This window comes from Crossiella cryophila (assembly GCF_014204915.1).
In the GTDB taxonomy this organism is placed as follows: Bacteria; Actinomycetota; Actinomycetes; order Mycobacteriales; family Pseudonocardiaceae; genus Crossiella; species Crossiella cryophila.
The window spans coordinates 10,041,471-10,058,141 of record NZ_JACHMH010000001.1; the positions used below are offsets into that span (position 1 = coordinate 10,041,471).

16 protein-coding genes are annotated in these 16,671 nt (G+C 69.9%); 7 read left to right on the forward strand and 9 right to left on the reverse strand.

Annotated features, from left to right (window positions below):
• Positions 1 to 105: 105 nt before the first annotated feature.
• Positions 106 to 3,060, reverse strand: coding sequence for a UPF0182 family protein (locus HNR67_RS43300; RefSeq protein WP_185011792.1), 2,955 nt, complete (start codon positions 3,058 to 3,060; stop codon positions 106 to 108).
• 171 nt (positions 3,061 to 3,231) lie between these two features.
• On the opposite strand from HNR67_RS43300, the gene HNR67_RS43305 reads away from it, so the two are divergent.
• Entirely contained in the window at positions 3,232 to 3,774 is a 543-nt protein-coding gene (locus HNR67_RS43305; protein WP_185009855.1) for a PPA1309 family protein, read from the forward strand.
• A 56-nt stretch (positions 3,775 to 3,830) separates the two neighbouring features.
• Here HNR67_RS43305 and HNR67_RS43310 read toward each other — a convergent pair whose 3' ends face one another.
• Positions 3,831 to 4,853: a YlbL family protein gene (locus HNR67_RS43310; protein ID WP_312989468.1), complete on the reverse strand. Its 1,023-nt coding sequence runs from the start codon at positions 4,851 to 4,853 to the stop codon at positions 3,831 to 3,833.
• A gap of 68 nt (positions 4,854 to 4,921) precedes the next feature.
• Here HNR67_RS43310 and HNR67_RS43315 point away from each other — a divergent pair, with 68 nt between their 5' ends.
• Positions 4,922 to 6,319 (forward strand): zinc-dependent metalloprotease, encoded by a 1,398-nt coding sequence (locus HNR67_RS43315; protein WP_185009857.1) that lies wholly within the window; start codon positions 4,922 to 4,924, stop codon positions 6,317 to 6,319.
• Between the two features lie 396 nt (positions 6,320 to 6,715).
• Positions 6,716 to 7,792: a glycoside hydrolase 5 family protein gene (locus HNR67_RS43320; protein ID WP_246492725.1), complete on the forward strand. Its 1,077-nt coding sequence runs from the start codon at positions 6,716 to 6,718 to the stop codon at positions 7,790 to 7,792.
• A 167-nt stretch (positions 7,793 to 7,959) separates the two neighbouring features.
• On the opposite strand, the gene HNR67_RS43325 is transcribed toward HNR67_RS43320, so the two are convergent.
• On the reverse strand, positions 7,960 to 8,493 hold the full coding sequence (locus HNR67_RS43325; RefSeq protein WP_185009859.1) for a M48 metallopeptidase family protein: 534 nt from the start codon (positions 8,491 to 8,493) through the stop codon (positions 7,960 to 7,962).
• Positions 8,494 to 8,702: 209 nt separating this feature from the next.
• On the opposite strand from HNR67_RS43325, the gene HNR67_RS45495 reads away from it, so the two are divergent.
• The 3 genes from HNR67_RS45495 to HNR67_RS43340 all read left to right on the forward strand — a co-directional run bounded on the left by HNR67_RS45495 (position 8,703) and on the right by HNR67_RS43340 (position 11,529).
• The gene (locus HNR67_RS45495) at positions 8,703 to 8,858 is read left to right on the forward strand and encodes a DUF5679 domain-containing protein (RefSeq protein ID WP_185009861.1); all 156 of its coding nucleotides are present in this window, start codon (positions 8,703 to 8,705) and stop codon (positions 8,856 to 8,858) included.
• Between the two features lie 191 nt (positions 8,859 to 9,049).
• Positions 9,050 to 10,135, forward strand: a complete 1,086-nt coding sequence (locus HNR67_RS43335; RefSeq protein ID WP_185009863.1) for a TOMM precursor leader peptide-binding protein — start codon at positions 9,050 to 9,052, stop codon at positions 10,133 to 10,135.
• A gap of 47 nt (positions 10,136 to 10,182) precedes the next feature.
• Positions 10,183 to 11,529: an ABC1 kinase family protein gene (locus HNR67_RS43340; RefSeq protein ID WP_185009865.1), complete on the forward strand. Its 1,347-nt coding sequence runs from the start codon at positions 10,183 to 10,185 to the stop codon at positions 11,527 to 11,529.
• 579 nt (positions 11,530 to 12,108) lie between these two features.
• Here HNR67_RS43340 and HNR67_RS43345 read toward each other — a convergent pair.
• On the reverse strand, positions 12,109 to 12,294 hold the full coding sequence (locus HNR67_RS43345) for a hypothetical protein (protein ID WP_185011828.1): 186 nt from the start codon (positions 12,292 to 12,294) through the stop codon (positions 12,109 to 12,111).
• Between the two features lie 16 nt (positions 12,295 to 12,310).
• Positions 12,311 to 12,967, reverse strand: coding sequence for a response regulator (locus tag HNR67_RS43350; protein ID WP_185009867.1), 657 nt, complete (start codon positions 12,965 to 12,967; stop codon positions 12,311 to 12,313).
• A gap of 443 nt (positions 12,968 to 13,410) precedes the next feature.
• Between HNR67_RS43350 and HNR67_RS45500 the strand changes: the two genes are divergently transcribed.
• Entirely contained in the window at positions 13,411 to 14,835 is a 1,425-nt protein-coding gene (locus HNR67_RS45500; RefSeq protein ID WP_185009869.1) for a prenyltransferase/squalene oxidase repeat-containing protein, read from the forward strand.
• A 91-nt stretch (positions 14,836 to 14,926) separates the two neighbouring features.
• Here the strand turns inward: HNR67_RS45500 and HNR67_RS43360 are convergent, their stop codons facing one another.
• The 4 genes from HNR67_RS43360 to HNR67_RS43375 all read right to left on the reverse strand — a co-directional run.
• Positions 14,927 to 15,154 carry a hypothetical protein gene (locus HNR67_RS43360; protein ID WP_185009871.1) on the reverse strand — a complete coding sequence of 76 codons (228 nt, stop codon included), beginning with the start codon at positions 15,152 to 15,154 and terminating at the stop codon, positions 14,927 to 14,929.
• Positions 15,151 to 15,525 (reverse strand): WhiB family transcriptional regulator, encoded by a 375-nt coding sequence (locus HNR67_RS43365; RefSeq protein WP_281403283.1) that lies wholly within the window; start codon positions 15,523 to 15,525, stop codon positions 15,151 to 15,153. Before HNR67_RS43365 ends, HNR67_RS43360 begins: the two co-directional genes overlap by 4 nt.
• Positions 15,526 to 15,645: 120 nt before the next feature.
• Positions 15,646 to 15,915: a hypothetical protein gene (locus HNR67_RS43370; RefSeq protein WP_185009875.1), complete on the reverse strand. Its 270-nt coding sequence runs from the start codon at positions 15,913 to 15,915 to the stop codon at positions 15,646 to 15,648.
• Between the two features lie 123 nt (positions 15,916 to 16,038).
• A partial coding sequence (locus tag HNR67_RS43375; RefSeq protein WP_185009877.1) for an HRDC domain-containing protein occupies positions 16,039 to 16,671 on the reverse strand: 633 nt, incomplete at its 5' end.

Consider the following 16,671-nt stretch of genomic DNA (forward strand, 5'->3'; position numbering starts at 1 on the left):
GCGGAAAGGCCCGGCGAACCGGGCCTGACCATGACTTTCACGTTCCGGGAGCGCGGGGTGAATCACCTGGAGACCCAGGAATGTGATCCACCCCGCACCCGGAAATCAGCCGCCCGGCTTCGAGGTGGGCGTCGGCTGGTTACTGCTCGAGGGCTGCGGCTGCTGCGGCGGCGGCGCCTGACGGGCCGTGTCGAACCGCTTGGACGCGTCGTCGAGATCCTTCAGCGCCTGACCCTGGGTCGCGTAGTCCCCGTCGGTCTGCGCCTTCTTGTACTTCGCCCAGGCCGAGACCATGTCCGCGGCCGCACGCTGCGCGGCTTCGTTCAGGCCACCGGTGTTCGGGTTCGGCGGTTGCCCCGGCGTGGTGGTGCCACCGCCCGGCTGACCGGGGTTCGTGATGTTCGAACCCGCGCCCGCCCCGAAGACCTGGTCCAGCGCCTCGGCCAGGGTCGGCTTGAACCCGACCCGGTTCCCGAAGCTCACCAGCACCCTGGCCAGCTGCGGGAAGGCGTTCTGGTCCTTGCGCTGGATGTAGATCGGCTCCACGTACAGCAGACCACCGGCCACCGGCAGCGTGATCAGGTTGCCGTTGACCGCGCTCGCGTTCGGGTTGCTGAACAGCGTCCGGTTCTCCGTCACCTCAGGTGTGGAGAAGAACCTGTTCTGCACCTGACCGGGACCCTCGGTCTGGGTGTTGGTCGGCAGTCTGAGCACGTTGATCTGCCCGTAGGTGTCCGGATCGGACGAGGCACTCACCCAGGCGGCCAGGAACTCTCTTCGCAGACCGGTCAGCGCACTGGTCAACTGGAAGGTCGGCTTGTTCTGGCCGTTGAGCTGGGCCACCACGTAGTACGGGGGCTGCTTGCCCTCGCGGTTGCCGGTGGCGGTGGAGGTGCCGACGGTCTCGTCGGTCGGGTCGTCCGGCACGTCCCAGAACTCGTTCTGGTTGAAGAACACACCGGGCTGCTCGACGTGGTAGCGGGCCAGCAGGCTGCGCTGGACCTTGAACAGGTCCTCCGGGTACCGGAAGTGCGCCCGCAGCGAGGGCTTGACCTCGCTGTTGCCCTTGACCAGGTTCGGGAACACACCCCGCCAGGCCTTGAGCACCGGGTCCTGCTCGTCCACCGCGTACAGGGTCACCGTGCCGTCGTAGGCGTCCACGGTGGCCTTGACCGAGTTGCGGATGTAGTTGATCTGCGTGTTGGGCAGCCGAGGCTGGCCGGGCAGCGAGTCCTGCACCGTCTCACCGAGCGAGCTGCGCTGGGCGTACGGGTAGTTCTGCAGCGTGGTGTAGCCGTCCACGATCCACTGGATCCGGCCGTCCACCACCGCGGGGTACGGGTCGGCGTCCACGGTCAGCCACGGCGCGGCCTTCATCACCCGGTCCCGCGGGTTGCGGTTGTAGATGATCTTGGAGTCGCTGCCGATCGCACCGGAGAACAGGATGTTGCGTTCACCCTCGTTGGCCGCGAAGGCCAGGCGGTTGAACCAGTTCCCGATCGGCACGCCGCCCTTGCCGGTGTAGGTGTACTTGCTGGAGTCCGTGTCGTACTCCGCGGCGGCCTGACCGGCCTTGCCCACGATGGCGTAGTCGGTGATCTTCTCACCGAAGTAGATCCGCGGCTGTTCCACGTTGAACGCGCTCTTCGTGGAAAGGTCGCTGACCTGGTAGTTCGGGTAGCCGCCCTGGCCGCTGCCGTCCTGCAGCGCGGAGTTCACCGTGTTCGCCGGGGCCGCGACGAAACCATCGCCGTGGGTGTAGGTGAGGTGCCGGTTCAGCCAGTCCCGCTGGTTCTCCGCCAGCCCCGCGCTGTTCAGCTCCCGGACCGCGACGATGTAGTCCTGGATCTTCCCGTCGAGGGTGTACCGGTCGATGTCCAGCTTGTCGCCGAAGGAGTAGAAGTTCTTCCGCTGCTGCTGCTGGGTGAAGGTGGGCGCGAGCACGCCCGGGTCCAGCAACCGGATGTTCGGGATGGTGCCCTGGTCCGCCTTGACCTCGGCCTGCGAGGAGTCGGACTTGCCCGCGTAGTCGGTGTACTTGACCTTGTCCGAGGTCAGTCCGTACGCGTTCCTGGTCGCCGCGATGTTGCGCTCAATCGATTGAGACTCGCGGGCGATCGGGTTCGGGCGCACCGAGAACTGCTCCAGCAGCAGCGGCCAGGCGGCGCCCAGCAGCACGCTGGAGAGCACCATCAGCACCGCGGCGATCACCGGGATCTGCAGGTTGCGCACGAACGCGCCGACGAAGAAGGCCACCGCGCAGATCACCGCGATGATGGTGAGGATCAGCTTCGCAGGCATCACCGCGTGCAGATCGGTGTAGGTCGCGCCGTTGAACTCGGCCTTGCGGGTGCTCAGCAGCAGCCCGAACCGGTCCAGGTAGTAGGAGACGCCGTAGAGCAGCACGAACACCCCGGCGAGCACGGCGAGCTGGACGCGTGCGGGCGCGGAGAGCTGCCCACCGCGGCCGGCCAGCCGGATGCCGCCGAAGATGTAGTGCGCGATCAGTCCGACGAAGAACGCACCGGCCACCGCCACGAACGCCCAGGACACCAGCCACTCGTAGAAGGGCAGGCGGAAGGCGTAGAAGCTGATGTCCCGGCCGAACTCCGGGTCGTTGACGCCGAAGGGCACCGAGTTGAGGAACAGCTGGACGCGTTCCCATTCACTCTGCGCCGCGGTACCGGCCACCAGGCCGACGGCGAGGGGAATGCCCCAGCCGACGATCCGCACCCGCGCCAGCACCGCGGTGCGGTAGCGCGAGACCGGGTCGTCCGGGCCGGCCACCGGCACGAACACCGGCCGGCTGCGGTAGGCGATGAACAGGCTCAACCCGACTGAACCGCCAATGAGCACGGCGACCGCGACGAACAGCGCGATCCGGGTGAAGAGCACGGTGGTGAACACCGAGCTGAAGCCGACTTCGCCGAACCACAGCCAGTCGACATAGGTGCCGAGCAGCTGGGAGGCCAACAGGAAGGCGCCCAGAATCAGCGCGCCGACAATAAGCAGGATCCGACTACGCCGGGATAGCTTCGGCATCCCGACCGGGGGCCGCATGGCCACGTGAGCACGCTCCTGGGTCGCGGTCGATCAGTTTTCAGCGGTCTGGGCCGGATGTCGTCCAGGCCGAGAACACGGCTGAGCAACGGACAGGCATCGTCCCGTATGTCCAACTCTACGGACGGCCGTTTGGGTTCCTGACTCGCCTCGTGTTATCGAAGTGCGACGATGTGCGCCGTGTCTTCCGCACCCGACTTCACCGCCGCCCTTCCCGCAGCCGCCCGAGAGGTGGACGACTTCGTCGCCACCGGCGGCTGGGACCAGCCCCCGCAGCTGTTCGCGCTGGTCCCGACGGCCGCGCTGCTCCAACAGGAGCCCGAGCTGGCGGACAGCCTCGACCCGGACGCGATGCTCACCCCGATCGCCCAGGACAGCCTGCCCGAGGGTGATCTGGGCACCGCGCTGTCCCGGATCGTGTGGCCGGACGCGGTGGCGGGCTGTGTGGTCACCCAGGAGATCGTGGTGCTGCCGCCCGCGGCCGAGGAGCAGCTCAACGGGACGGAGACCGACCCGGCCGAGGCGGCCAGGATCGCCGCCGAGCACCCGGACCGCCGGGAGGCCCGGCTGGTGGCCGCGGTGCTGCGGGACGGCACCGGCGCCTGCGTGCTGCGGGTGCGCAAGGCCCCGGACGGCCCGGGTGACGAGCTGGTCGAGCAGCCCGACCTGGCGCCGAACCTGCTCGAGGCGCTGCGGCAGACCTTCCAGGACTGAGCCGATGACGCCGGCCGGGTTCGCCGTGGACCCGGCCGGTGCTGCTCCGGCTCCGCTCAGCAGGCCGGCGTCGGCTGGTTGTTGCGCAGTGCCTCCAGCGCGTTGACCGCCTGGCCGAGCGAACCGACCTTGACCAGCTTGAGCCCCTCCGGGGTGCGCTGCCTGGCCTCGGCGCAGTTGCCCTCCGGCACCAGGAACACGGTGGCGCCCTGGTTGCGGGCGGCGATCATCTTGAACGGGATGCCGCCGATGGCGCCCACCTTGCCATCGGCGTCGATCTCGCCGGTGCCCGCGATGGACTGGCCGCCGTTGATCTCGCCGGGGGTCAGCTTGTCCACGATGGAGAGCGCGAACATCAGTCCGGCCGAGGGGCCGCCGACGTCCTTGAGCGCGATCTTGATCTGGAACGGCACGTCCGGGCGCTCGGCCGAGTTGACGCCGAGCACGCCCTGCGGCCGGTCATCGGCCTTGCCGAGGGTCACCCTGGCGGTCTTCTCCGGGTCCGCGTTGTGCTGGTAGCGAACATCTACCTGGTCACCCGGCTTGGTTTTCTCCAGCGCGGCCCGCACCTCGGCCGGATTGGCCACCGATTTGCCGGCCACCGCGAGGATCCGGTCGCCCGGCTCCACGATGCCCTTGAGCGCGCTGTTGTCCTCGATCTTCACCGCGAGCACCTTGACCGGGTACTTCAGGAAGCGCAGCGCGGCGATCTCGGCACTGGACTGGGAGTCCTGGAAGGCCTTGCTGTTCTCCTGGTCGATCTGCTGCTTGGTCTTCTCCGGCGGGAACAGCTCCTCGCGCGGGGCCAGCGCGTAATCGCCGGAAAGCCACAGGCCGAAGGCGGTGAGCAGGGTCATGCCGTCGTTGAGCGAGACCGTGGTCATGGACAGCTTGCCGCCGGTCGGGAAGGTGTTCTCACCGCCGATGTCGACCACCGGGGTGTCGTTGACCTTGCCGAGGGTGTCGTAGACCGGGCCGGGCCCGAGCGCGACGTAGGGCACCGGCAGGAGTGCGCCGAGCAGGCCGAGCACCAGCACGAGCACGGAACTGAAAAGCAGCGTCCAGGTACGGCGGGTCACGACGACACAGCGTACGGGGCCGTCGACGTCGCCGGGTGCACCCTCCACGGTCCGCGTACCGTGGAGGCATGACGGACCAGCCGTTCGGCTTCAGCGCACCGGACCCGGACGAGGGCGAGGGCCGCAAGCGCTCCGAGGGAGCGGGCGGCCAGCAGAACCCCTTCGGTTTCAGCCTTCCCGGCATGCCGCCAGGGGGGATCCCCGGGCTGCCCGGCATGCCGCCGGGCGGCAGCATCGACATGGGCGCGCTCGGCCAGATGCTCAGCCAGCTCGGCCAGATGCTCAGCCAGTCCCAGGGACAGACCGGGCCGGTCAACTACGACGTGGCGAAACAGATCGCCGTGCAACAGCTCATCGACAACGGCGGCAACCTCAACCCCAGTGGTCAGCAGGACTCGGCGGTCGCCGACGCGGTGCGCCTGGCCGAGCTGTGGCTGGACCCGGCCACCGCACTGCCGGTCGGCGCGCGCAGCACGCAGAGCTGGTCGGCGATGACCTGGGTCGAGCAGACCCTGCCCAGCTGGCGGCGGCTGTGCGATCCGGTGGCCCAGCGGGTCTCCGGGGCGTGGGTGGACGCGCTGCCCGACGAGGCGCGGCAGGCCGCCGGCCCGCTGCTGTCCATGGTCGGGCAGATGGGCGGACTCGCCTTCGGCTCCCAGCTCGGCAACGCGCTGGCCCAGCTCGGTTCCGAGGTGCTGACCTCCACCGACGTCGGCCTGCCGCTGGGTCCGGAGGGCGTGGCCGCGCTGCTGCCTGCCAACGTGGAGAAGTTCACCGAGGGCCTTGGCCGCCCGGCCAGCGAGGTGCTGGTGTTCCTGGCCGCCCGCGAGGCCGCGCACCAGCGGCTGTTCGCGCACGTGCCGTGGCTGCGGCAGCGGCTGATGGCCACGGTCGAGGAGTTCGCCAACGGCATCAAGGTGGACGTGGCCGCGCTGGAGAACCTGGCCGGTCAGCTCGACCCGAGCAACCCCGCGGCGCTGGAGGAGGCGATGGGTTCGGGCGTGCTGAACCCGGAGCACTCCCCGGAGCAGAAGGCGGCGCTGGCCCGGCTGGAGACCATGCTGGCCCTGGTCGAGGGCTGGGTGGACGTGGTGGTCGGTGACGCGGTGGGCGACCGCCTGCCCGGCGCGGACGCGCTGCGCGAGACGCTGCGGCGCAGGCGTGCCAGCGGCGGCCCCGCCGAGCAGACCTTCGCCACCCTGGTCGGCCTGGAACTGCGTCCGCGCAGGCTGCGGGCCGCGGCCGCGCTGTGGCGGGTGATGACCGACCAGCACGGGGTCACCGGCCGGGACTCGGTCTGGGAGCACCCGGACCTGATGCCCACCACCGAGGACCTGGACGATCCGCTGGGCTTCGCCGAGCGCTGGGGCCAGGACAACGCGGACCTGGACGACCCGATCGCGGCGATCCAGCGCGCCGAGGAGGCCGAACGCCGCAAGAAGGACGACGAGCCAGAGGGCAAGTGAGCCGGTGAGCAGCGCGGTCCGGACGATCCGTTCGGACCGCGACTAACGACCCTGGCCGAGGCGGGGCAGGGCGCGGTGCCATGAGGTGGTGCCAGCCGAACTGCCCCGCCGCTCCTTCCTCCGCACCGCGGCCGCCGCGCCCCTGGCCGGAGCCACCGCCTCCGCGGCCATCGCGAGCCCGGCCGCCGCCGATCCCGCCGCCGACCTCGCCACCCCCGTTCCCGCGGCGAGCCCGGAGGCCGAGGGCTCCCCCTCCGCCCGCCGCCGGATCCGCTTCGGCGTCAACTACGTCCCCAGCAAGAACTGGTGGTTCAGCTGGGCGGACTGGGACCGCGCCTCGATCGCCCGCGACCTGGACCGGATCGCCGCGCTGGGCATGGACCACATCCGGATCATGTGCGCTGGCCGGAACTGCAGCCCAACCCGCACTACGTCCGCGCCGAGCAACTCGACCGGATCGCCGACCTGCTCGACCTGGCCGACCGCCACCGCCTGGACGTCGAGGTCACCGTGTTCAACGGCGCGGTCAGCGGCCTGCTGTTCATCCCGCCCTGGCTGATCGACAACAACACCGGCAAGGTCCGCGACTTCTTCACCGACCCACCGGCCCTGGCCGCCCAGCACCGCCTGCTGGAAGCCCTGGCCGCCCGCATCGGCAGACACCGCCGCTTCCTGGGCTTCGACCTGTCCAACGAGGTCCACTGGGCAGGCATCCCGCTGGGCCTGAAACCCACCCCGGCCCAGGGCGACGCCTGGCACAACACCCTGTTCGCGACCTGCGAACGCCTGGCCCCCGGCAAACTGCACGTGTCCGGAATCGACCACTACCCCTGGCTCAACGACGCCTACTTCAGCCGGGACGGCCTGGCCACCAGCGGCACCGCCAGCGCCGTGCACACCTGGGCGGGCTGGACCAGGGTGATCCAGGACTTCGGCCCGCTGTCCACCCCGTCAGTGCACTACTCGGAGTACTTCATCGAGGTGATCAAGGCATTCCACCAGGATCCCCGCCGCCAGGTCTGGGTAGAGGAAACCGGCGTCTCGACCAAGTGGATGCCCGCGGAGCTGATCCCGGAGTGGACCGAACGCTCGATCAGATCCATGGCCACCAGCAGCGACCTGTTCGGCATCACCTGGTGGTGCTCCCACGACCTGAACCCGGCCCTGTCCGGTTTCAACCCCCTCGAATACGACCTGGGCCTGCTCACCAACACCGGCGCCCGCAAACCCATCGCGGCCACCATGACCCGCCTGATCCGCGAGTACGACCACCAGCCCCCGACGCCACTGGAGCGCCCGGTGGCCCTGGTCCTCCCGGACAACCACATCCCCGGCCTGGACTTCCTCAAGGCCTTCGCCCGCCTGATCGACCGGGGCATCCGGCCGGCGGTGGTCAAGCAATCCCGCAGCACCGACCCGGCCTATCTGGCCGGCCGCCGCATCGAACGCCTGATCCGCCCAGAGGAGGCATAGCCCAGCCACCGGGCCCCTGCCTCAGCGCGCCACGGCGCAGCAGCACCGTCGCGACATGCCCAACTCGGCACCCCCGCCGCGCCCCGCCGCCAACCTCAGCGACCCCGGCCCGGCAGCGCCACTTCAGCGCCCAGGCTCAGCCGCCCGGCCGCGGCGATCCCGCGCCCTCAGTCCCCCTCGACCTCGATCCCCAACCCCGCCGCCGCCGACAGCCCCTCCAGAAACCCCATCGCCCGATCGGTCTTCGGATAGGCCCGCACCAGCTTCCAGAAATCCGCCCCGTGCCCCGGCACCAGCAGGTGCGCCAGCTCGTGCACCAGCACGTAGTCGAGCACCCACGACGGCACCTCGCGCAGTCGTTCGCTGACCCGGATCGTGGCGTCCCCCGGCGTGCAGGAGGCCCACCGGGTCCGCATCGGCGGCACCCAGCGCACGCTGCTGGGGCTCGCCCGGCCCGCGAAGTGCTTCGCGTTCAGCTCGGCACACCTGGCCAGCAAGATCTCGTCGGAGGATCGCGCGGGCGAACGCCGCCGCGTCTCACTGCGCTGGAGCTTGCGCAGCATCTCCTCGACCCAATGTTCTTCTTCTGCCCGGCTCATCCTCGCCGGAAGCAGGACAATGATCTTGTCCCCCTCCCGGTACGCGGTGACCGTGCGCCGACGCCGCCAGCTGCGGCGTACCTCGACCTGCGCCTTCGCCACGAGGTTCACCGTACGGCCAGCACCGACATTTTGGTCGCAACCATCCACAGGCGAGGTCGGGTGAAGCGGGCACACCGTGGCTGTGTCGCTCCGGCGGTTCGCAGAAACCACAGGTAGCGTGGCCGCGAGTCGCGAGCGAGGCGGGCGGGCCAAGCTCAGTCAACCCCGGTCGTGGGAGATCGGGGCCACAACAGCCAAGGGAGGTCGCCGTGGCCGAGAGCTACAACGGCTACTGCGTGAAGTGCCGGGAGAAGCGGGACTTCGAGGGCCAGGTCGAAGAGAGCAACAACCGTCGGATGGCCAAGGGCACCTGTCCGGTGTGCGGCACCAAGATGACCAGGATTCTCGGCAAGGCAACTGTCTGACCGAACAGACTGTCGCCATAACACGCGACACCACACGATTAGAGGGGCGGCTCACCACGAGCCGCCCCTCTTTTCGCGCCCTCTACCAGCCACAACGCCACCCCAACACCCCCACCGCCGATCTGTGGATAACCCACCCCCCTGTGGATAGCTTTTTTCCACTTTCGCCCCCGCCCTGCGACCGTGGCCACATGACCGCAACCCTCCAGCCCACCACCCCCACACCCCCCGCCACCAGCACCGACGACCCACTCACCCAGGTCAGGCCGCGCATCCTGCCCTGCCTGCCGGTGCTGCGCCGGGAGAACAACGCCGTCCAGCTCGGCCTGGATCGCCGGCACGGCGTACTGCTCGACCGCCTGTCCCCTGACCAGGTGAAAACCGTGCTGCGCCTGGATGGCGGGCACACCGTGGCCGATCTGCACGAGCTGGCCCCGCCCGAGCAGGTCGATCAGGTGCTGGACCTGCTGACCGAGGCCGGGCTGCTGGACCAGCCGGTCGGCCCCGGCGCGGGCGGGCGGCTGCGCAGCGACCGGGCCACCTGGGCCTTACGCACCGGCTCACCCCCGGAAACGCTGATCGCGCTGCGCGAGCACGCCGCGGTGCAGGTGCGTGGCCGCGGCAGGCTGGCCACCGCCATCGCCGGGCTGCTCGCCACCGCGGGCGTCGGGCACGTGCAGGTCGAGACCTCCGGCGCGGTCGACGTGGACGATCTGGGCTGCGGATTCACCGAGACCGACATCGGACGGCCACGAGCGGAGGCCGCGCGGGCGCACCTGCTGCGCTGCGCGCCCTCGGTGCGCACCGAGGCGCTCGCCGGTCGCCGCCGACCGGACCTGGTGGTCCTCACCGACTGGCACGCCCCGGACGCGGAGCTGCTGGGCAGGCTGATGACCGACCGGGTGCCGCACCTGGCGGTGCGGGTCAGCGAGGGCGTCGGCTACGTCGGGCCGTTCGTCCGGGCCGGGCGCGGAGCCTGCCTGCAATGCGTTGAACTGCACCGGGGCACGGCCGATCCGCACTGGCCGCGGGTGTCCGCGCAGTTGCTGTGGCACAGCCCGCCGCCGGAGCTGAGCTGCGCGCAGGCCACCGCGGCACTGGCGGCCACCCAGGTGCTGCTCGCCCTGTCCTGGCCGGACAGCGGGCGGGTGCCGCCGCCGAGCTGGTCGGCGGTGCTGGAAATCGACCCGATCAACGCCTCCATGGGAAAGGAGGTGCTGACCCCGCATCCCGATTGCCCCTGTGGCGCAGGCTCACCCCATGCTGATTACATGTAGTCAGACAACTGGGTGGGCGGTCCCGATGTTGACCGGGTCTGTCCCGAATGCCGTCGAACTCGGGGGAGAATCGCTCGGTGACTGAGATCCCGCGCCGTGCCGTCGCTCGCACGGCCAAGCTCGCCAGCCTGCCGCTCGGCGTGGCGGGACGTGTCGCCGCCGGCTGGGGCAAGCGCCTGGTCGGGCGCAGCGCCGAGGAGATCAGCGCGGAGATGTCCGCCAAGACCGCTGAGCAGTTGTTCGCGGTGCTCGGGCAGCTCAAGGGCGGGGCGATGAAGTTCGGCCAGGCGCTGAGCGTGTTCGAGGCGGCCATTCCCGAGGAGATGGCCGCGCCGTACCGCGAGGCGCTGACCAAGCTCCAGTCCGCCGCGCCCGCACTGCCTGCCAAGACGGTGCACCGGGTGCTGGCCGAACAGCTCGGCAGTGGCTGGGCCAAGCGGTTCACCGAGTTCTCCGACGAGCCTGCGGCCGCGGCCAGCATCGGACAGGTGCACCGCGCGGTGTGGCACGACGGGCGCGAGGTCGCGGTCAAGGTGCAGTACCCGGGCGCGGACGAGGCGTTGCTCGCCGACCTGCGCCAGCTCGAGCGCTTCAGCCGGTTGTTCCAGGCCGTGGTGCCGGGCATGGAGGTCAAGCCGCTGCTCACCGAGTTGCGGGAGCGGATGGTCGAGGAACTGGACTACCGCAACGAGGCCACCAACCAGCGCACCTTCGCCACCGCCTTCGCCGGGGACGAGCGGGTGCTCGTGCCCAGGGTGGTGGCCAGCGCGCCGCGGGTGATGGTCACCGAGTGGGTCACCGGCACCCCGCTGTCGGCGATCATCCGGGACGGCGAGCGCGAAGAACGGAACGAGGTCGGCGGGCGGCTGGCCGAGTTCCACTTCTCCGCACCGGCCCGCACCGGACTGCTGCACGCCGATCCGCACCCCGGCAACTTCCTGGTGCTGCCCGACGGCAGGCTGTGCGTGCTCGACTTCGGCGCCTGCGCGCAACTGCCGGACGGCCTGCCCGAGACCCTGGGCGTGGTCACCCGGCTCGCGCTGGAGGGCCGCTCCGACGACATGCTGGACCGGTTGCGCAGCGAGGGTTTCATCCGCCCGGACGCGGAACTCTCCGCCGAGGACGTGCTGGCCTACCTCGGCCCGTTCGTCGAACCACTGCGCACCGAGCAGTTCCACTTCACCCGGTCCTGGTTGCAGGGCCAGGCCGAACGGATCGGCAACCTGCGCGGCCCTGACTTCCGCACCGGCCGGTCGCTGAACCTGCCACCGCAGTACCTGCTGATCCACCGGGTGACCTTCGGCTCCATCGGCATCCTGTGCCAACTGGACGCGGAAACCTCCCTGCTGGACATCGTGACCCGCTGGCAACCCGGCTTCGCCGACGAGGACTGAGCACCACCACCGCGCGGGGCAGCACGGGTCGAGTCACCCGAGGAACGAAATCGGGCTGGCGCATGCGGAATCCGCCGGTGGACTGTGTCGGCGAGCGGCGATCCGCGATCCGCGTGCTTGGCGCAGGTCGCCTGGCGTGCGAGAGCGGTTACACGGGGGGCGCGCCTGGGTGGGGAAGCGTCGGCGCCGCTCGGCGCGGCGCGACTGCGCGGGGCCGGAGAGGGCGGCTGTCCGGAGTGGTGCTGGCCGCCACGTCATGCCGGCTGCCGGGTTGAGCTGGCTGCCAAGTGGAGCTGGCCGTCGGGCTGGGCTGACTGCCAAGTGGAGCTGGCTGCCGGGTTCGGGCTGTGCCACGTCTGGCTGGCTGCCACGTCGGGCTGGCCGTGGGGCTGGGCTGACTGCCGGGCTGGGCTGACTGCCGGGTTGAGCTGGCCGCCACGTCGTGCCGGCTGCCGGGTTGAGCTGGCTGCCAAGTGGAGCTGGCCGTCGGGTTGAGCTGGCTGCCGCATCAAGCCGGCTGCCGGGTTGGGCTGTTCTGGGTGGACTGGCTGGCCGAGGAGGGCTGGGCCCGGGGCAGGGTCACCAGTACTCGTCGGGCAGTTTGCCCTCGATGCCGCGCACGTGGGCGCGTGCGCAGTCGGGGCACAGCCAGCGGGTGCCGCGGGTGGTGCGTTCGGTTGACCAGGCGAGCAGCACAGCCGGATCGCTGTCCTGGTCGCGTTGGCTGCCGCAGCGGACGCACATCGGTGTGTCGGACTCACCCATGTGCTGACGCTAGCGCCTAGCTGATGATCGCGGCGTCGTGGGCGATGAGCGCGGCCTGCACCCGGTTGTCACAGCGGAGCTTGGTCAGCATGCGGCTGACGTGGGCCTTGATCGAGCTTTCGCTCAGGCACATCACCCTGGCGATCTTGGCGTTGGCCATGCCCTTGGCGACGTGCACCAGGACCTCGCGTTCGCGTTTGGTCAGGGCGCGGACCCGGTGGGAGGCGCGGTCACGGCGGTCCGCCTCGGCGCCGGCCACGTGGTCGACCAGGCTGCGGGTGGCCGCCGGGGACAGGATGGCGTCCCCCGCCGCTACCACGCGGACCGCGTTGACCAGCTCTTCCGGCCTGCCGGTCTTGGGCAGGAAGCCGACCGCACCAGCGCGCAGCGCGGGCAGCAGCAGGTCACCGGCGGCCGGGTTGGCCAGCATGACCACGCGGGTCAACGGAGAGTGACGGCGGATCACCCTGAGGGCGGCCAGCGCGTCCGTTCCGGGCATCACCGCGTCGAGCAGCAGCACCCGTGGCCGGTGCGTGCGCACCAGGTCCACGGCGCCGTGGCCGTCCTTGGCCTCGCCCACTACGACGATCTCGGCGGCGCGGTCCAGCACGCCGCGGACGCCGGTGCGGATGAGGATCTCGTCGTCGGCGATACCGACTGTGATCAAACCCATGCGGTCGGGACTGGGAACACTGGATCGCTCCGATGTGTGGTCTCGTCGAAGGACTGGCGCTGTTCTCGTCATCAGCGTCATCTCTGCACCCCAACAGATTTTTCGCACTGTGGATAGGTATCCCAACCAGATAGGTCGGATGGCTAAGTCTGACCTGGATCCTGACTGACTGGCTAGTCATCCAGTCGGCCGAGTCTGGCGAACGTGCCGGAGCGGCGACGAGCAGTGGTTCACCCGCCGTTTGCCGAGCCGTTTACCGAGCGCACGCCTATGTGACTGACCAGTATTCTAAGTATGCACCCGTTCAGGTTACCGAGGAGCGGCCGAACGGGCGTCCACCGCACTGGGCCGAACACGCGCCGCCCTGGCCGTTAGCTCATGAGTCGCTGGCGGAACGAACAGCCAACCTTGCCCAAAAGTGTCTGGCGGACAGAAACAGCGTCATGGAAATCTTCGCCGCTGTGTCGAGCCACCAGGACTGCCCAGAGCCGGCGATCCAGCGTCTGCTGGCTGAGCCCGCGATGCCGGAGCACACCACTTCCAGCGCGTTCCGCACGGTCGCCGCGCTCGACGACGGGCACCTGGACCCGCTCCAGACCGGCTGGTTACTGGACACCCAGCACCGCGACGGGTCCTGGGGCGGCGCGATCCCGTTCGCGCCGGACCGGTGCCTGAACACGCTGGCCGCGGTGGTCGCGCTGACCGAGGCCGACCTCGCCGACCCGGACGGCGGACCGGACGTCCTGCCCGCCACCCACGCCGGCGTCGCCTATCTGTGGAACGCGCTCTCCGGCGTCCGCGAGGACGACCCGCGCCGCCCACCGAACTTCGCCACCCACCTGTCGATCCTGCTCCACCGGGCCCGCGAACTGAACCTGCCGCTGCCCTACCCCAACCTGACCGACCTGGTCGCCACCCACTGCGAGAAACCCTTGGCGCCCAACGACTCCACCCTCTGCCTTGGCACGGTTGAGGAGTTGGAGGCGCTGTGGACGGCGCTGACGCTGGCCCGGTCGGGGGTGCCGGGCGAGCTGCTCCGGGCGTCGGTGGCGGCGCTGGGAATGCCGAGCGGGGACGGACTGGCGGACACGAGCACAGGGGCGAAGGCGAGGGTGGAGACAGGCGGGGATTCGGGCTCGGATGCGGCGGTGGCCGCGGTTGCCGACGCGGGCGCGGTTGCCGACGCGGGCGCGGGCGCTGTCGCGAGCGCGAGCGCGGAGGCTGTCGCGGGCGCGAGCGGGGGTGCTGAAGCCGATCGACTAGCGATCTTGCTGGCGTTGCGCGGGTATTGCGGGCTGCCGGTCGATCAGGACCTCATCGCCCGCCTGAACAGCAGTGATACCGATCCCATCCACCTGATCGGGGCGCTGGCCACCGATCCCGGACGGCATTCGGCCGCCCGGTCCGACGTGCTCGGGCAGCTTCGCGACCACCGCACCGAGAGCGCCTACTGGCAGCACCGCTGGCATCTCTCGCCCTATCACTCGACCTGGCTGGTACTGACCGCGGCGGACGGGCTGGACGACGGGGTCCGGGAGGAGGCGGTGGACTGGCTGATGTCGACCCAGCGTGCCGACGGGTCCTGGGGTGTCGGCGGCGGGACGGTCGAGGAGACGGCCTACGCGGTGAGCAGTTTGCTGGCGATGGCGCCGGGGTCGCTGGTGATGCGGCAGGCGGTGGCCATGGGGATGGATCACCTGGAGGCGTGGCGGAACGAACCCTGGCCGGAGTTGTGGGTGGGGGCGGTGTTGTTCGCGCCGCGGCGGGTGGTGCGGGCGGCGGTGCTCGGGGCTCGGTATCGGTACAGCCGGTGGTTGGCCGAGCAGGGGGCCGAGCACAGTTGCGAGGTGCTGCCCGCCGGGCAGTAGGCGCGGGTGGACTAGACCGGTTGAACGCCGACAGGCGTCGTTCACGGGGAACGACGCCTGTCAGGGTTGAAGGGGTGTCTGGGTTGTGGGCTCAGGACGCGGAGTAACGCTCCGCGCGGCGGGCCGCCCACTGGGACAACCTCCGCCACCGGCGCGCCGACGCGAGGTCGCAGGCAAGCCTGCGCTCGGCCGACACCCGTTGAGCCTCTTGTATTCGTACTTTGGACAGTTCTTCGTACAGATTCATGGTCTTGAATCCCTGGCTCGAGCGTTCGATGTTCATGACGAGGAAGTAGGTGGCATCGCCGCTGGTGTTCACGCCGCTGCCTCCTCAGTGCGAGTCGCGACCGGGGTCGCGACGGTGTCGGTCTTGCGGGGCCGGCCACGCGGGCGCTTCTTCGCGATGACCACACCGCGCTCGAAGATCTCGCCGCCCCAGACGCCCCAGGGCTCGCGACGGGTAAGCGCACCGGCCAGGCACTCGGCGAGCACCGGACAGCCAGCACACAAACCCTTCGCGACCTCGAGGTCGGCGGGGGTGTCGGCGAACCACAGGTCGGGGTCGTTGACGCGGCAGGGCAGGCTCAGGCCCGCGCCTGACGCGTCGTCCAACAGGTCGGTCACACCGGCCGAGGTGTCCCAGCCGGTAGGGGCCACGTCACGAGTGGACGGAGCAGTGACGGTCAACAAGGTGTTTCTCCTTTAGTACCAACGGTTTTGTGCATCTTTTTTTGGGTTGGAGCAACAAAAAGGCCGCGGTCCCTGGTGGGGGTCCGCGGCCTCGAGAGGTGGGTCATTCCTGACCTGGGGTCAGGGACTTCTCTCCAACGCGGACGTGCGACGCTCATCGGTGTTCGGCACATCGACGACGCTCGGGATCAGAGTGGTGACGGTGGTGGGGGCCCACGCGGTGAACAGAGTGGTCCCCTGGAACTGGGCGTAACGCCGGGCGGCAAGGCCGACCCGCGAATTCACCCCGGCGCACAGGGCGCCGCCGTTACCATTGATGCCGTGCCCGGACGGGCCGAATTTCCCGGTCAAGGGGTGGGCCGGGGTTCCGATGATCATCAGGTTCCTCACGACGTCCACCCCCTTCCCCAGTTGGCGAGATCGAGTCTCGCGGGCTCGGGGCTCTTCGCACCCGGCTGTTGCAGGTTATTGCGCGGTCCCACGGACGTGCAACCGCTTTTTACAAAATGCTCTTCAACTGCCCGATCGTGGTACTTCCCCGTGGTCAGACGATTGCGCGCCGTGCACGAGCGCGAGCACGTCCGCACCGAAGCGGGTCAGCTTGGTGGCGCCGATGCCGGAGATCGACACCAGCGCCGCGTCGTCGGCCGGACGCTGTTCGGCGATCGCGGTGAGGGTGGCGTCGGTGAAGACGACATACGGCGGGACCTTGAGTTGTTTGGCTCGCGCCCCCCGCCAGGCGAGCAGCCTGGCGAGCAACTCCTCGTCCACAGTGGACGGACAGCCGGAGCATCGGCCGAGCTTGATCGCGGTGGTGCCGATGAGCGCGCCGCCACAACCACGGCAGCCCGGTTTGACCGATTGTCGAGACGGTGTGTTGCCGGACACACCCTGCGCGCGGCCCGGAAGGGCAGCCGGATGGTCCTCGGGCATCAGCCCGTTGAGGAAACGGCTGCGCCGCCGGTACCGCTTGCCGCCCTCGGCCCTGGACAACGCCCAGGACAACCACAGGTGCTCCCTGGCCCTGGTGATCCCGACGTAGAAGAGCCGCCGCTCCTCCTCGATCGCCGCGTGGTCGGCCGGGGTGTCGCCGATGGCGTGCTGGATCGGCAACGTGCCCTCGACCAGCCCGACCAGGAACACCGC